The following is a 16,914-nucleotide window of genomic DNA, read 5'->3' on the forward strand; positions in this document are numbered from 1 at the left end:
ATAAGTGAGCTGCGATACTCAGCGCCAGAAGTGTGCTTTCTGCAAGCCTAAAATCCCCAAATTGGGGGTGCGGACAAAAACTTGGACTGGTTTAAGCTACCAAACCCAATTTTTGCCTATATTCCAGCGGGTTCATTGCGCCCAATGACATTTTAATTCTCTTTTCATTGTACCAATATAGATATTTATCCAATATATTTATAAAACCATCAAGTACTAACTCCTGACCAGTTCATATGATAAAACATTTCATTTTTGAGTCGACCAGAAAAGCAGTGGGGTCAGACCTGCACAATTGACATAAAATAATATGTTCATTCTTTTTACAGCGGGGTGAAGCTTAAGTTATTATACGACCCGTTCCTTACGCTGGATTCTGGTGTTAAACAGGCGATCAGGATATCTGAAGCGGAAATGGACGCCGAAAGTCAACTCCTAAAAATTTCTTTTAAATTTTGTCCGGGATTATAATTACGAAGAGGCAAATAAGGGTCAACCCCCAACTTCTAAAGTTGATTTATACTCTGCGTATCCGGGCAAAATAAGGAGAAGATGCTGTGAATATAAATATCAGATCTATTCTCGTTTATTTCAGGCAAATAGCGCTCATGTCGCTGTTTTTAGTTTTTTCTGCCCTTTCTTTTAGCGGAACTGCGGCCGGCAGTGTTTCATCCACGCCTGAATATGTGGCTCCGGTGGCTGAAGATTTCAGCTCTCTTCCCTGGAGTGAGTCTTTTGATAAGCTCCATTTGAAATTTTCCAGGGAGTACGGGTTTACAGAATGGAAGAAAATTGACTGGACTGCTCTTTATAAGAGGATCAAGCCGCTGGTGGAGAGGGCTGAGGCTTCCAATGATTTTACAGCTTATTATTTAGCCATGAGGGAGTATGTGAATTCTATTCCGGACGGGCATGTACGCATGTCTTCTATTCGTGATATTGATGATAAATATATCGGCGGCGGGTTTGGCTTTTCAGCCACAAAACTATCAGATGGCAGGGTGATTGCCAGCTGGGTGGATGAAACAAGCGCCGTTTATGCTCAGGGAATGCGCGCCGGTGCAGAGTTGATCGAATGGAACGGACGTCCTGTAAAAGATGTTTTAAATGAGGTCTCGACTATTTTTGGTCCAAACTCAGCTACGGCAGAGGTCTTAGCCAACCAGCAGGTGCATTATCTTACCCGCGCTCCCGTCAATACACGGCTGTCGCTCCTGTTTTCGAATATTACCGGAGGTACGGCGAAAGCGTCGGTGTCTGCTTATGACGACAAAGGGAAGTCGTTGGTCAAAACTTATCCTTCGACCGTGGTTTCGGATGGATTAAGAGACTGGATACTTGAAGTTGAAAACCCGGGAAAAAAGCCTGAGTCAATGGTTGAAAAGAGATTGCTGGAGGGGAACATCGGTTATATAAAAATCTGGGGCGAAATTGATGTTGACCTTAAAGAAACCGGGACCGCCCCTTCAACGCTTGGTCTGTTCAAATCAGCACTGGCTGAATTCAACAAATTAAAGGTCAGGGGACTGATTTTGGATATCAGGAACAATGTCGGTGGGCTGGATTCAATGTCGGCGGAAATTCTAGGCTTGTTCAGCAGGAAAAAGGTCTTATATGAATACGCGAGCTTTTATAACTTGGCCACCGGGACCTTCCAAATACTCCCTGATGATCTCTCGGATCTCAATAATCCTGACTATGCTTTATATATTGAACCGGATGAGCCGTTTTTCGGCGGTCCTGTCGCAGCACTTATCAATTCAAAGTGTGTAAGTTCGGGAGAAGGACTGGCTATGGGGATAAAGGACCTGCCAAGAGGTGAAACGGTCGGGTTTTACGGGACAAACGGTTCGTTCGGAATGGCCGGAGGAGGAGCAAAGATCCCGGGAAATATTGTTGTCCATTGGCCCTACGGGCAGTCTCTGGATAAGGACAAAGAGGTCCAGATAGACAGCCGTGACGGCATTGGAGGGGTATCTCCTTCTATCCGCACGCCGATGACATTGGAAAATGCTCTGCGGGCTGCAAGGGGAGAAGATGTTGAGTTGGAGCACGCAATAAAAGTGATCAATTCCTGCGCTGCAGAGTAAAAATTGGTGTCTGGCCTACACAATTGAAATTTGTTACAAGTTAAAAATCTCCAGAATTGCAACAGGGCTGTTTTGTTTTTTGAAACTGTTTTCGAAAGATAAGGGAAATGCTTTTGCCGGAAAAGAATAACAGGGGCCGATGGAAGAGATCGGTCCCTGTTATCAGAAAGGGGATCATTTGCGTATTATCGCAAAGTCCCAATGGTAGTAAGAGCAGCCGGGGAGAGCACCGGCGGCAAGCAATTGGCAAGCGTAGGCAAGTGGTTGGCAAGCAGTTGTTAAAGGCAGGCGGAAAGTGCATCCGCGGGGGATTGCAGCCTTTGGGCTGCGGAGAAGCAGATCGCGACGTATCTCAGCAACGATGCCTTCCATTAACTTGCTTTTTCGTGTTGATTATCATTTATTTAACTTGCTTTTTCGTGCTGATTATTCTCTATCGAACTTGCCTTTTCGTGACAAAGGTGATATGGTGCGTTTATGCCAAGTAAATTCTCTGCGAGGAGTGAGACCTGTCATGACCGAGGAAAAGGATACTGTCGTCCTCAAACGAAAACTGTATGACCGTTTGTTGGAGTGGAAGAATAAGAGCAGAGGGACCAGCGCACTGATGATCAACGGTGCGAGACGAGTTGGAAAAAGCTTCCTCTGCCGGCAATTCGCTGAGAACGAGTACGAGAGTTATATAATGATCGACTTTGGGAACGCACCGGTGGAGATCCTTGATTTGTTTAAATATGACAGCTCGAATCTGGACCTCTTTTTCGCGAAGCTTTCCGCCTTCTACTCGACATTGCTCCACAAAAGGTCGTCGGTCATTATATTTGACGAGGTGCAGCAGTATCCACGAGCAAGGCAGTTGATAAAATATCTCGTGGAGGATGGAAGATATGACTATATTGAAACAGGTTCTCTTATTCGCATCAGAAAGAATGTTCAGGACATTATAATACCGTCTGAGGAGGAACATGTTGAGATGTTTCCTCTGGATCTTGAGGAGTTCCTGTGGGCGCTGGGCGACTTTGCCACGATGCCGCTTGTCAGAAGCTGCTTCAATAACAGGACTCCTTTGGGGCAGGCCCTTCATCGCAAGGTGATGAACGATTTTCGCCAATACGTTATTGTCGGAGGAATGCCGCAGGCAGTGCTGGCATATCTCCGGAACAAGGAATTTGAGTCTGTTGACGCGGTAAAGAGACAAATAATAACTTTATACCGGAATGATGTTTCAAAGTTTGCCGCCGGGTATGAGAATAAAGTCATCGCTGTTTTTGACGGTATCCCGGGACAGCTTTCAAAGAAGGAGAAAAAGTACAGGCTTTCGTCTATTTCCAAGGAGGCCCGCTTCAGGAATTTCGAGGATTCTTTCATATGGCTGCACGAGGCGATGATAGTAAATACCTCCCTGAACGCGACAGATCCGCATGTCGGCCTGGCGCTCAGCGCAGATAAAGCAACACAGAAGTGCTATATGGCCGATACCGGGCTTTTGATCACACTCGCGTTTATGGATAAGCCATTCGTGGAGAACGAGCTGTACAGGGCCGTTCTTTTTGACAGGCTGGAAATCAACGAGGGCATGATAATGGAGAACGTGGTCGCTCAAATGCTGCGAACTCGAGGCCACAAGCTCTATTTTTATTCGCGGAACGATCCAAATAACAGGGAGAACCACATGGAGATAGATTTTCTGATAACCGAAGAGAGAAAGATAGCGCCGATAGAGGTCAAATCAGGCAAATACCGCTCTCACTCCTCGCTGGACAAGTTTAGGAAAAAATTTTCCAAGAGCCTCGGCAGTTCATATATCCTTTATACCAATGACGTAATGGTCAAGGACGGGATAGTCCATCTGCCGTTATATATGGCAATGCTGCTGTAAATGACAGGTTGGCTACTGTTTGTAGATATTTTGTTCGTGTTTTAATACAACTGTTGAGCCCATTGCTCAGCAGCCTTTAAAACTCATACCCTCTTCAGGACCGGAAGATTGATATCAAAATAGACTGAAATAATGCGTATAGAGAAGATCATTACAAGGGCCGCCTTCATTGCCGCTCTCTCTCCGATGATCGGATGCATGAACCACATGGATATTACTCCGGCAAACGCGGCCAATGCATATATGTCCCTCCGAAAAATGACAGGGACTCTCTGAGCCAGGATATCTCTCAATATTCCTCCTCCGACAGCCGTGATCACAGCGACAAAAACAAACTGGACAAAAGTATAATTCTGATTGATCGCCTTAATTCCAGCGTCAACGGCAAAAAAGCTCAGGCCGATGGCATCGAGCACAACGAGGACCCAGCTGAAATAAAAGAGTCCTGGCAATATAAAGACGAATAGAACCGACAGCATCACAAGAGCGATAGTCGTGTAACTTGAAAAAAAGACTGGCACACCGACATCCATGATGACATCCCTCAGTATCCCGCCTCCGCATGCAGCAGTGAAGGCAAGAACGGATACTCCGAAGAGATCCATCTTTTTCTGCATTGCCGTGAATGCACCGATAATGGCGAAGCTGATGACCCCGATATATTCGAGGATGCTTATTATTCCGATCTGGAAAGAGAACAACAAAAGGGCCTCCTTTTTTAAGGGCAGCCGGAAGAACACCGGCGGCGAGCAATCGGCGAGCATTTGTAAAATCAAAACCTTTAAGAAAAAACCTCTTAGGATCCCTTTATGAAAAATAACTCTGGCCAAACGCTGCGGGGACGGAAGGATATCCGTCCCCGCAGATATTTATTACTTACTTGCTGTACTGAGCGGCCTGGCTCTTCAGATAAACATCGGGCTCTGAAGGGATCTTGAAGAGCGGAATGTATCTGTCAAATCCTGTAAAGGTAAGCAGCAGCATAGATCCAACCGCGATCCATGAGAAATAGTTATGGCTGATTATGTCTCCGGCCGTCAGACCTGCCGCGAGCGGGTATACGGAAGCGCTTATGCCGAGGAAGAATCCCATATAGCAGTGCCAAGGAATGAGCTGTGAACCAAGCACTCCCATTGCATCCGAATATGTAGCATTTCTCAGTGCAAGCGTGTACATGTCCTCTTTGCTTCCCTCTACGCTTGATTCTGTCATGTTCTTGATGATGGGGCCGATAGTGACTATCTGCGCCATCTCGTCTGCAAGCGCGGCATTTCCGATAAGACATATCACGGCGTTGGAGAACATAAGGTGTCTCACCTTGCGGACCATTTTTAGGACAACGACCGCGATCGGATCGAACGCATCCATCTTTCTCATAACGCCGCCAAAAGCTCCGACCCAAAGCATCATCGCTATCGACCAGCTTCCCGCATCTGAGAAACCTGTATAGACAAGGTCAAGGAATTCAGTAACACTGGTAACTGTTCCTGCCGCAAGTCCGAAGATAAGGCAGGAGATGATCCCCGAGCCAAGACAGGTAAGTGTGCTGTAGCCCTTTACAGCCGTGCCTATGACTATTATGAGCGGTATTACCATATAAGTGGGAACTCCGCTCTGGACAAGTTTGAGCAATGTTACGGCCGACGGACGCTCTTCTTCAAGCACGGTCCAGACTTCTGACGGTATCTGTGCTATTGCGTCAGCTGCCTGGGCAGTTGTGTTCGGAAGTCCCATAAATGAGCTGACTGCATAAAAGACGACGGCTCCGACAGTAAGGCAGAGCAGGGACCATACACCCTGGTGACGCACCCTCTTGATGATCTCAACTTCCTGTATACCCGAACTGACTATCGTTGTGTCCGAGATAAGGCCGATATTGTCGCCAAAACATGAACCGCCGGCAATTGCTCCTATGGTAAGCGCAATGTTGCCCCCGACTATATGGTTAAGCCAGAGGAAGATCGGAGCGCATGCTGCGAATGTTCCCCATGACGTACCTGTAGCGGTTGAAAGGACTGCTGTAAGGAGAAGCGCAACAACAGCGATCGTCTTCGCGCTGAGTCCCGCTGCCAGCGACATGTTGATGACAGAAGCAGCTACTCCCGTACCCATAAAGCATTCCGCTACGGCATAGGCAGCCTGGAGTATCAGGAAGACAATAAGGAAGTGTTTCAGGTTGTCCAGAGCAGCGTCAAGAAGTTCGTTGAACTTGTAGCGGTCAACTGCCATCGCAACGATCACTGCGTACATGAAGGAGAGGGGAGCGGCAAGCAGGATATCCATCCCGGAAAGCATCAGTCCGGCTATTACGGCTATCGGCGTTAATTTTATCAAAGCTTTCATTTTAATTTGCCTCCTTTTTAATGAATAAAGAAATATCAGAATACACTGTATACTACACAAGAATTGCACAATACGGACTTGCAGCAGAAAGATATGTTTTTTTCTATCTCTGAGGCATCATCCTCTTTCTTGAATGTTTTGAAGAACCGTGCCTGGGGCGGTGATCATCAATAAAGTCCGGCCGTCTCTCCCCCATCGATCCTGATATCAGCGCCGGTTATGTATTTCGCGTCGTCGGAAGCAAGGAATGCATAGAGAGCTCCTATCTCTTCCGGTTCCGCATGACGCTTCATCGGGATGTCCTCGTTCACCTTTGCGAGCATCTCGGCTGTATACTCGGCCCTCTGCATCGGAGTCAGGACATATCCGGGGCAGACGCAGTTGACCCTCACGTCGGGGGCAAGCTCGAGAGCCATGCTCTTTGTGAGCAGGATGACCCCGGCCTTGGAGGCGTTGTAGTCCGTGTACCAGCGGTGCCCCTCCGTCCCGTTGGTAGAGGCGGTCATAAGGATGACCCCGCTCTTCTGCGCCTTCATCCTTCTGGCCGCTTCACGCGAACAGAGGAACATGCCGTTCAGGTTGATGTTGATGACCTTCTGCCACTGTTCATAGGAGATGTCAACGAAATCTTTCCTGATGCTTATGCCGGCATTGGATACAAGGACATCGATGCCGCCAAGCTCGCTGTCCATCTTATTAAAAACTGAGAGGACATCCTCTTCCCTGCTAACATCGCATACGCCGGAACCCGCAAATAAAGGGTTGTCTCCCATCGCTTTTGCAAGAGCATCCCTGTTGCAGTCAATAATAAAGACCTTCGCGCCTTCAGCGGCGAACCTTTGTGCCGTGGCCAGGCCGATCCCGCTCGCGGCGCCTGTCACCATTACCCTCTTGCCTTTCAGTTCATAGTACTTTCCCATCAAACGACCCCCTTTTACATTATATTTAACTTCATATATCTTGAGAAATCGGATCTTATTCCACTCTTGCCATAATCTTTTTGCCGAAGCCTGTAATTACAGGGAAGTAGCCCTTCAGTTCCTCGTCCAGTACGGGATCTCCCGTATCTGCTATAAGGGACTTTCCGAAAAGGGCAGACATCTTTGAAGCGTTGGCGATGACCATTATGTTTTCTCTTGGGATCATCCTTATTACGTCAGGGCTGAGCTGCTGGTTGCCCCTTCCGAATATATGGCCCTGTCCCCCGATGACTGTTATTACAAGATGGCGTTTTTCTTTTTCAAAACCTGAAAGTGCGCCTCTGATCTCCTTCTCTGTCATGTCTTTTCCTGCAATTGCCCTGTTTACTGCAGCATCCACTCCAAGCAGCGTGCCCTCTGCGTTAAGGTTCTCTTTTATCGAGTATGTAGTGCTTCCCGACCCTATCAGATATATTTCATCTTCGCGCATGTTTTTGATCACATAGGCTGCGATATCAAGCCTTTCCGAATCATCAGAGGACAGGCTTCCTGATTTCCTGTCCTGCATGAACTCCCTGTCATCCGGGACTTTCATATATCCATAAAGCTGTGCTCTGACTATGTTGTTTCGGAAAGCATCCTCATCAAGGTCCATTACCTCCGCAAGAACGAATCTGTTGACCTTGCCCTGAAGAATATTCTTTACCATCATGCCGGCATCCTTCGGCCTTTTGGCGTAGACGGCCGAATGTATCTTCACTCCTGCAGGTATGCCTATCACCGGAACGGTCTCTCCGACCACAGAGCATATGTCACGTGCAGTTCCGTCACCGCCTGCAAAAACTATTACTTCGGCCCCTGCTTCAAGCATGAGGGATACTGCTCTTTTAGTATCATCAGCGGTCGTTTTTTGTATGGGATCAAATACTATCTCAGGTTTTAAACCGTTTTCAGAGAGAATCTTTCCCCCCATCTCGCCCGCAGGAGCATATAAATGATGATCTGAAGCGGCTTCCCTGAATATGGCAAGAGCGGACCAAGCACGCTTTTCAGCCTCCGGGACCGCACCAAGCTCAATGGCCCGACGGAGAATATCTTCTCCGTCGATGCCTTTGAGAGCAACTTTTCCTCCCATTCCTGCAACAGGGTTGATGAGGAAGCCGATCTTCATCTTACTTGGGCTCGAAGTAACCCTTGAACTTCCTGTTGTAAGAGCGCCAGGTTATTGAATATTTCGCCGGATCGTCGAAGTAGTCGTGGTCAATGTGGTGTACCGTGCTGTCTGACGGCGCGTGTCTGACCGCTTCGGGTTCCTCGTAACACATCCTGGATATCTCTTCAAGGACTGCGCAGTAGTCGTCGATGTCCTTTTTGGAATAGGATTCGCTTGGCTCGATCGTGAAGGGTTCCGGGATGACGAACGGCTCATGGCTGGACCAGTAGTGGGTCCCGAAATCCGCTATGCAGCGCTGTACGTCCGCGGTCCCGAAACCCGTATCCTCCTTGAGTTTCTCCCAGCTGTAACGGACCTGCTCTATGCGGGAGGGATGGTTCGGGAAGCTCATCGAAGCCCCCTTTATGGCAAGGATCTTCTTCATGCAGTAGTTGTTGTTCAGGATCGCGACCCGTGAGACTTCCTCAAGGCCTTTGGCACCAAGGGTCATTATCCACGAATAGGCCTTCAGCACGACAGGAATGACGCCCCAGAAGGATTTTATCTTCCCGCATGATTTGGGCAGATCGAAGTCGAGGTAGTATCCCTTTTCAGGAGAGTACTCAACAAGCGGGACGGGCATGTAGGGACGGAGCTCTTTCCTGGCCGCCACCATCCCGGTCGCAGGGCCGCCGCATCCGTGGGGGGCCGAGAAGGTCTTGTGGAGATTGAAGAACGACATGTCAAAGTCTGCTTCCGCAGTCCTTGTGATCCCCAGCAGACCGTTCGCGTTGGCCTGGTCATAACAGCAGAGGACTCCCTTTTCATGGGCAAGTCTTGTGAACTCTTTTATCCTGACGTTGAAAATGCCGGTGTCTTCGGGGTTGGTGAAGAAGATAGCGGCCGTCCTGTCCGAAAGGGCTGCTTTGAAGGCCTCGATATCGGGATATCCATTAGAATCGGGCTGTATGATAGTCACCTTGTATCCCTTGACTATCGGTACAGCTGCGTCTGCCGGGTGTGAAAAGAGGGTAGTTATCACTTCATCGCGTTTCGCCTCTTCACCCCTGTCACGCCAGTATGCCCTAACGACCGAAGCAAGAGCCAGCACTCCGTGGGACCCGCCGCCGGGCTGGACACTGAATACGTCAAGTCCGGAGATCGACTTAAAAAGCTCTCCCGTTTTGTACATGATCTCAAGTATGCCCTGAGCTGTCTTTGCAGGCTGAAGCGGATGCATGTGCAGCATCTTGGGTGATCCGGCAAGACGTTCGTGTACCTTGGGGCTGTACTTCATCGTGCACGTTCCCTGGCCTATGTCGATGTTTCCGTCAACTCCGATATTCCCCTGCGATAGGTGGTTATAGTGCCTAACAAGCTGAAGCTGGGCGATCTCGGGAAGATTTGCCATATCCTCCCTTACCATTCCTTTGGGAAGCGTCCCAAGGACATCTTCTTTTGAAACGCAGTCGCAGCACGGCCCCGGAACAAGAACTGCACGCTGTCCGGGTTCGCTGAGTTCGTATATTATCGGTTCGTTCCACCTTGCCTGGCGGAATCTTTTCATTCTGGTCAAGCTGTCCATCAGTGGTCCCTCCTTATTCCAGTATCCCGTTCAGCGCATCCGCGACGGCCCTGATGTCTTCCATCGAAGTCTGCTCCGTAACGCAGAGAAGAGCGCATCCTTCAAGTTCCGGGAAGGACCTGCCGAGGTCATAACCGCCAAGGATGCCCTTTTCAAGAAGTTTTTCGTTTATCTCGCAAACTTTCCTGCCGGTGCCGCTGAAATCAACGACTACCTCCTGGAAGGGTGTTCCCGAGAAGCGGTCGAGTTTTATACCCCTGACCTTTCCAAGAACTTTTTTCAGGCATATCTGGCGCTGCAATACGGCCTCCCCCAGCTCTTTCATGCCCTGAGGGCCCATAGAAGCAAGATAGACGCCGGCTGCTATGCCCCAGAGGGCTGAGTGTGTGCCGACAAATTCCTTGGCGCTGTCCCTGTTTGCAAAGGAGGTACGCTCCCAAAGGACATCGCCGAAACCCCACTCGCCTTCGCTCGTGGGTGCTATCCCAAAGAGCCTCGAGGGATATTCCTCTATGATCTCGGGTTTTTCGTTCGTTGCGACAAAACCTGCGACTCCGCCCCCGTAGTTCATGTGGATGCCGAGAGGCTGGATATCACCGCAGGCTATGTCTGCCCCGTAGCGGCTCGGAGGTGTGAGCACACCGAGTGTGGAGGGCTCCACATATGCGATCATCATTGCTCCCGCCTTATGCGCCATATCAGCGATCTCCTGGGCCTTTTCCTCTATGATCCCAAAGAAATTGGGGTTCATGATGAGTACTGCCGCTGCCTTGTCCGTAAGCTTCGCCTTCAGGCTGTCGAGGCAGATGCGTCCTGTTTTCGCGTTGTAGTCAACATAGGAGATCTTCACATCCGGCTGCAGATAAGTCTCGACTACCTTAAGCACATCTGGGTTGAGGTTCCTCGGGATGAGTACCTCTTTTCTCTTAGTTATCCTTGTTGCCATCCTGAGTGCTGTGCCACATGCCTGGCTTCCGTCGTAGTTCGGGACGTTGCAGACGTCAAAATCAAGCAGCTCAGCCATCATTGACTGATATTCAAAGAGTGCGTGGAAACGGCCGTGATCCTCATAAGGCTCACCGGCATAAGCCGTCAGGAACTCGGACCTGTTGATGACCTCATCGACGACTGCCGGCACATAACGGTTGTAGCAGCCTGCTCCAAGGAAACAGCGAAGCTCTTCCGCCGTCTTGTTTTTGTTCATGATCCCGCTCACATGCCTGTAAAGACCAGCTTCGTCACCGTAAGGCTCAGGAAGCTCCATCGGCTCCTTCATCCGGACCTCTTCCGGAATATCCGCGATAAGATCCTCGATCGCTCCGACCCCGATAAACTTCAGCATCTCCTCCTGTACCTCAGGCAAAGAGTTCGGAATATACGGGTAAACCCTCTTCCCCATAAAAATTACCCCCCAAATCAAAAATATTTAAAAAATCTTCCCAATTTTTAATATTTTTTATGTTTCCCCAACCCCGCCGGTAAAACGGCGATTAGATGGGGCAGATGCGATGTGGCTGGTTGGCGCCCATACCGGAGGCGTATATCTGATACGTCGAGGATCGAACGCCAGCCTGCCACGAAGTAGATGCCCCATATATTCGCCGTTTAACCAAAACGGCGATTAGACGTGCCAGATACGAAGTGATTGGTCGGCGTTCGCACCGGAGGCGTATATCTGATACGTCGAGGATCGAACGCCGGCCGGTCACAAAGTAGATGGCGCGTATAATCGCCGTTTTAAGCTATGCCCCCGCCATCGACGACTAAGCTGGAGCCAGTCACCCATGGTGCCATATCGCTGCAAAGGAAGAAAACACACATCGCCACGTCCAAGGGTGCGCCCAGCCTGGCCATAGGCCGCTGCGCGCAATCTTCCTTATACTTTTCGTCATACACCCCGCCAAGCTGCTCGCACTCGCTCTTCAGCATCGGCGTATCTATATCCCCCGGGCAGACGCAGTTTACATTAATATTGTCGGGACCATGGTCGATAGCCATTGCCCTTGTCATGTTCCAGACTCCGCCCTTCGCAGCGCAGTAGGAGACGGCGTGGTCTCCGCCTTTGAGGGCCCATCCCGAACCGATATTTACGATCTTTCCTCCGCCGGCTTTTTTCATGTAGGGTACGACATGTTTGCTCATCAGGAATACACTCTTGAGAGTAACATTCAGCGCGAGGTCCCAGTCCGCCTCGGAAAGTGTTTCCACTGTGTGGCGGCGGGCAACACCCGCGCAGTTGACAAGTATGTCGATCCTTCCGAATTTCTCAACAACGGCGTCAACCAGAGTTTTGCAGTCGGATTCTTTTGTGACGTCGCATTTTATGAAAACGGCATTGTTGCCGGCAGAGGCTATTTCACTTTGGACACATTTTGCAAGCTCTTCGTTGATGTCAGCCATCACCACGGTTATGCCCGCATCCGCAAAAAACTTTGAGATGCCGGCGCCTATACCTGATGCAGCACCTGTGACGACTGCGGTCTTACCCTTCATATTACAGAGTTTATTGAGATCCAGCACAGAGACCACTCCTCTAATATATGAAATTTTCCTGTTATGGTATACAATGCATACATGCTTTAATTCTTTATATATGATACTCTTTTTTATGTCAAGTATTTTGCTTGCACAATAAGGTACAACTGTATATATTTGTTACCATACGGAAATCAAGTGGGGATGATCAGATGGCGAGAAGCAACACTCCCGGAAAAACATCGGCGGATCATGTGTACGAAGGCATCCGCAGGGGCATTTTTGACAAGACTCTGAGAAGCGGACAGAGGCTTCCCGAGATATCGATAGCCAAGGATTATAACGTCAGCAGGACGCCCGTCAGGGAAGCGCTGCGAAGGCTGGAGAACGAGGGGCTTGTCCAGATCGTCCCGGGATGGGGCGCTTGCCTGGCGTCCCCTACAAAACAGGAGATAATAGACACCTACGAAGTCAGGGGCAACCTTGAGGTAATGGCCATCAGAAAGGCAGCACGCCTCATCACCCCCCTTCAGATTTGTATGCTCCAGGAACAGATAGACAACGAAAGAAAAGCCTTTGAGAAAAAAGACCTTGAGCTGTACATGAACGTTAATGATGCATTCCACCTGATCATTGCCGAGTCTTCCGGCAACAGCACGCTGGCCGGATATGTAAAGAACATCCTCTCAAGGACCTATGTCCAGACGATATTCTTCGAATCATTCTTCAACTTCGCAGACAATCCAAGCCTCGAAGAGCACATCAGGCTCATGGAAGCCCTGAAGGAGCATGACGAAGCCAAATGTGTGAAATTGATGCAGGAACACATACGACTTGCGATGGAGGCGCTGAGACAGTAGGTGCGGCGGGGACATACCGCGCTGAGTAATTGCTGAGCGGTTGTAAAAGCAGCCGGCAAGGGCACCGGCGGTGAAATTGCAGTGTCTACTCTGCGGTGAATTTGCTCGCTTCGCATCGCGGAGAATTTGCCTGACTTCGTCAGGCGGAGAATTCAAGATTTATGATCTAAGGGCCAATTCACCACTGAATGGTCCATTCAGCAAATTCTCCGGCGGACGACCTCGCCGCCAGCTTTGCTAAGTTAGCGCCACGAGATGCCCCAATTGCAGTAATTGGGATCTAGAGCAAGTGATAACGACGCAACGCGCAGCGGAGCCTTCCGAAGGCGTATTGGACATACGTCGAAGGAAGGCTCCGCAAGCTTTGCTAAGTTAGCGCTGCTATAGATCCCAATTACTAGAAGGCGTCTTTACCTTTGGCAGTAATAAACGCATCGATGGGGTTGACGTTCTTCTCCTTGTGCGTCTGTCTCCATGTCTTTATCGGCATTCCCCAGATCTTGATGAATCCTACAGAGGCTGACTGGTCAAATATGTCGCCGGACGAATATGTGGCAAGGGCTTTATTGTAGACGGAGCTCTCGGACTTCATTCCGTTGACAATGCCGTTGCCCTTGTAGAACTTCATCCTCACTGTCCCGTTGACGGCCTTCTGAGTGCTGTCCATGAATGCCTGGACGGCTTCCATCAGGGGGGAGAACCAGTAGCCTTCGTATGCCATCTCCGCGAACCTCACCTCAAGTTCTTTTTTGGTCTTGAGGGTGTCCTTTGAGAGGGTGATAGTCTCGAGCTTCTTGTGGGCTTCCATCAGTGCCAGGGCCCCGGGGCACTCGTAAACTTCGCGGCTCTTGAATCCGACGAGCCTGTCTTCGACCATGTCGATCCTTCCAAACCCGGCTTTTCCGGCGGTCTTGTTCATGATGTCTATCAATTCTATGCTTCCCATCTTCTGACCGTTTATTGCTACCGGGACTCCGGCTTCGAAGGTTATCTCCACTGTTACCTCTTCGTCGGGAGCTTCCTTGGGATCTGCCGTTAGAGCGTATGCATCCTTGGGAGGTTCGTTCCAGGGATCTTCGAGAATGCCGCACTCGATCGAACGGCCCCAGAGGTTGTCATCGAGGCTGTAGGGGCTCTGACGGGTCGTCGGTACGGGTACGTTGTGCGCTTCGGCATAGTCCATCTCTTCCTCACGTGTGAAACCCCAGTCACGAACGGGGGCAAGGACTTCGATATCAGGATTGAGCGCGTTGCAGCAGACTTCTATACGGACCTGGTCCTGGCCTTTTCCTGTGCAGCCGTGAGCCACTGCGACGGCTCCCTCTTTCTCGGCACACCAGATAAGTGCCTGAGCTATCATCGGGCGCGAAAGCGCGGAGTTGAGGGGATAGACTCCCTGGTATACCGCGTTTGCCTTAAGGGCCGGCCATACGAAGGTGTCGATAAAGGCCTCACGCAGGTCGACTACATAGGCTTTCACAGCTCCCGCGGCATAGGCCTTTGCCTTTATCTCCTCAAGATTGTCAGCCTGCTGGCCAACGTTCATTGTGAGGGTCACTACGTCATAGCCCTGATCGTGGAGCCAGGGTATCGCCACTGAGGTATCAAGTCCTCCGCTGTACGCCAATACTACCTTGCCTTTTTTTTCTGCTGTCATCATTTTGAATTCCTCCCAAATATTTTACAAATTTATTTTTTGAGCACCTGTCCGCTCAAATAGACAAAAAAACTCGTCCCTCTTCCGGTTAAGGAAGAGGGACGAGTATACTTTACCCGCGGTGCCACCCTCGTTGACGCTTTGCGCCCACTTGGTTCGTTTGTTTTCGGAAAACTGCCGGACCCCTACTTGATCGTTATGATCTTTCTTCGGGCTCTGCTCTGGGGTGCGGGAACTTCGATACTACCTGCGAAAAGTGCTTTCAGCCGATGGCACTTTATCTCTGTCGCCGAGCGATCGAATCCATGGCCCCGTCATCGCATTTGTTATGCGTGATAAGGTCGATTCGTCGGGTACGTCGTGCTCGTTCGACAGCGGTATAATGCAAAGTTCCAGCCTCCTTTTCAGGATATTTTCTAAAAACTGTGTGGTATTTTATCACTTATTACCTAAATGTCAACAAAAACTATCGTTTATTTTTTATGTGTTATCGAATCATTGTTGATTTTAGTCTCTATATAAGCTTCCAGACCGGCTTCCTTGCAATCTCTCTGCGTTTCAAAACTTGTCATTTCCATGTGCACAGGTGTGACAGAAACATAATTGTTAGCCACCGCCCATACGTCGGTGCCGTCTGACATGTCGTCCTCAATGTTCCCGCCTATCCAGTAGGCCTCCCCGCCGGAAGGTGTCTTTACTGTCCTTATCTTGTCAACGTAGCGTCGGATGCCTTTCCTTGTCACGAAAACGCCCTTGATCTCCGAGAGAGGGATATTGGGAACGTTGACGTTGTACAAGATCCCCTCCGGGACAGGAGACTCTTTTGTCCAGTCAAGAAGCGCCATCAGTATCTCAGCCGCCGTTTCATTGTGCAGTTCCTTGTCTTTAGAGCTCATGACGAGCGATACGGCTATAGAGGGATAGCCGAAGATCACGCCCTCCATAGCAGCGCATACGGTACCGGAGTAGGTGAGATCGTCACCCAGGTTGGGTCCCTGGTTTATGCCTGATATGACCATGTCGGGTTCAAATCCCATTGCGTCTATGGCCATTATTACGCAGTCAGTAGGTGTTCCGTCGCAGGCCTTGGCTGTGAAATCAGCAGAGAGGAAGAGTCTGTTCACGTTCCTTATGTGCACAGGCCTGTCCATAGTCATGGCATGGCCGCAGCCGCTCCTCTCCCTGTCCGGAGCTACAAGAAGAACGTTGTGCCCCGCTTCTGTCAGGCTCTTCGCCAGCGTCTGTATTCCGATCGAATATACTCCGTCATCATTTGTAAGCAGGATATTCATTTACTTGATACCGCCTATAGTATGACATTGAGGATAAGTCTCATCAAAGGATTCATCAGGACAGGGATCACTCCAAGTATCATCAGCGCAACAATGACGAACATCCCGTACCTTTCCAATGTGTAATAGATATGCATATATTTGTAGGGAAGCATCACGTAAAGAACGCGCGACCCGTCAAGCGGGGGGATGGGCAGAAGGTTGAAGGCGGCAAGTCCCACGTTCATGTAGATCATTATCAGGATAAACTGCTGTGCGGCATAGGTCTGGAAAAGCGCAGGAAAAAGCTTTACAAGCTGTGCGCATACAAAAGCCGTAAGTATGTTTCCCGCGGCGCCCGCCAAACTCACCAGAGCCATATCCCTTCTCGGGTTCTTGAAATATCCGGGGTTGATCGGGACCGGCTTCGCCCACCCGAACCTGAAAAGCAGAAGGCAGAGCGCGCCTATGGGGTCAAGGTGATGGAGCGGGTTCAGGCTTAGCCTGCCGTCCATCTTAGCTGTCGGATCCCCGAGTTTCATAGCGGCATAGCCGTGACAAAATTCGTGAAAAGTTATAGCCCAAAGCACCGCAGGCAGGCTTAGAAGAAGTTCAGCCAGACGCGCCGTCATATTTCCGCCACCCAAAAACACCAATGATCACATCCCTATCGATCAGAAA

13 protein-coding genes and 1 pseudogene are annotated in these 16,914 nt (G+C 49.8%); 3 read left to right on the top strand and 11 right to left on the bottom strand.

The features are described 5' to 3' along the window. Nucleotides 1–91 precede the first annotated feature (91 nt). A pseudogene (locus tag OLM33_02815) lies at nucleotides 92–272 on the bottom strand (IS3 family transposase). A 285-nt stretch (nucleotides 273–557) separates the two neighbouring features. Here OLM33_02815 and OLM33_02820 point away from each other — a divergent pair. Further along, nucleotides 558–2,090: a S41 family peptidase gene (locus OLM33_02820; protein MCW1712605.1), complete on the top strand. Its 1,533-nt coding sequence runs from the start codon at nucleotides 558–560 to the stop codon at nucleotides 2,088–2,090. A gap of 514 nt (nucleotides 2,091–2,604) precedes the next feature. Further along, a complete protein-coding gene (locus OLM33_02825; protein MCW1712606.1) occupies nucleotides 2,605–3,969 on the top strand; it encodes an AAA family ATPase in 1,365 nt (454 codons plus the stop codon). An 83-nt stretch (nucleotides 3,970–4,052) separates the two neighbouring features. Here OLM33_02825 and OLM33_02830 read toward each other — a convergent pair whose 3' ends face one another. From OLM33_02830 to OLM33_02860, 7 genes are all read right to left on the bottom strand, one after another. Then, a complete protein-coding gene (locus tag OLM33_02830) occupies nucleotides 4,053–4,670 on the bottom strand; it encodes a trimeric intracellular cation channel family protein (GenBank protein ID MCW1712607.1) in 618 nt (205 codons plus the stop codon). A 175-nt stretch (nucleotides 4,671–4,845) separates the two neighbouring features. Then, entirely contained in the window at nucleotides 4,846–6,312 is a 1,467-nt protein-coding gene (locus OLM33_02835; GenBank protein ID MCW1712608.1) for a Na+/H+ antiporter NhaC family protein, read from the bottom strand. Nucleotides 6,313–6,479: 167 nt separating this feature from the next. Then, nucleotides 6,480–7,232, bottom strand: coding sequence for an SDR family oxidoreductase (locus tag OLM33_02840; GenBank protein ID MCW1712609.1), 753 nt, complete (start codon nucleotides 7,230–7,232; stop codon nucleotides 6,480–6,482). A 55-nt stretch (nucleotides 7,233–7,287) separates the two neighbouring features. Then, a complete protein-coding gene (locus tag OLM33_02845; GenBank protein ID MCW1712610.1) occupies nucleotides 7,288–8,403 on the bottom strand; it encodes an ATP-NAD kinase family protein in 1,116 nt (371 codons plus the stop codon). A 1-nt stretch (nucleotide 8,404) separates the two neighbouring features. Continuing rightward, the gene (gene gcvPB / locus OLM33_02850) at nucleotides 8,405–9,970 is read right to left on the bottom strand and encodes an aminomethyl-transferring glycine dehydrogenase subunit GcvPB (protein ID MCW1712611.1); all 1,566 of its coding nucleotides are present in this window, start codon (nucleotides 9,968–9,970) and stop codon (nucleotides 8,405–8,407) included. 13 nt (nucleotides 9,971–9,983) lie between these two features. Further along, nucleotides 9,984–11,369, bottom strand: coding sequence for an aminomethyl-transferring glycine dehydrogenase subunit GcvPA (gene gcvPA / locus OLM33_02855; protein ID MCW1712612.1), 1,386 nt, complete (start codon nucleotides 11,367–11,369; stop codon nucleotides 9,984–9,986). 338 nt (nucleotides 11,370–11,707) lie between these two features. Then, entirely contained in the window at nucleotides 11,708–12,490 is a 783-nt protein-coding gene (locus OLM33_02860) for an SDR family oxidoreductase (protein MCW1712613.1), read from the bottom strand. A gap of 167 nt (nucleotides 12,491–12,657) precedes the next feature. Between OLM33_02860 and OLM33_02865 the strand changes: the two genes are divergently transcribed. Beyond that, nucleotides 12,658–13,305, top strand: a complete 648-nt coding sequence (locus OLM33_02865; GenBank protein ID MCW1712614.1) for a GntR family transcriptional regulator — start codon at nucleotides 12,658–12,660, stop codon at nucleotides 13,303–13,305. Between the two features lie 397 nt (nucleotides 13,306–13,702). Here the strand turns inward: OLM33_02865 and OLM33_02870 are convergent, their stop codons facing one another. The 3 genes from OLM33_02870 to OLM33_02880 form a co-directional block, all read right to left on the bottom strand. Beyond that, a complete protein-coding gene (locus OLM33_02870) occupies nucleotides 13,703–14,965 on the bottom strand; it encodes an argininosuccinate synthase (protein ID MCW1712615.1) in 1,263 nt (420 codons plus the stop codon). A 470-nt stretch (nucleotides 14,966–15,435) separates the two neighbouring features. Then, nucleotides 15,436–16,254, bottom strand: coding sequence for a 5'/3'-nucleotidase SurE (gene surE, locus OLM33_02875; protein MCW1712616.1), 819 nt, complete (start codon nucleotides 16,252–16,254; stop codon nucleotides 15,436–15,438). Nucleotides 16,255–16,268: 14 nt separating this feature from the next. Next, nucleotides 16,269–16,865 (bottom strand): site-2 protease family protein, encoded by a 597-nt coding sequence (locus tag OLM33_02880; GenBank protein MCW1712617.1) that lies wholly within the window; start codon nucleotides 16,863–16,865, stop codon nucleotides 16,269–16,271. Nucleotides 16,866–16,914: the final 49 nt, after the last annotated feature.

It is taken from the genome of Synergistaceae bacterium DZ-S4 (assembly GCA_025943965.1).
Classification (GTDB): Bacteria; Synergistota; Synergistia; order Synergistales; family Synergistaceae; genus Caenicola; species Caenicola nitritireducens.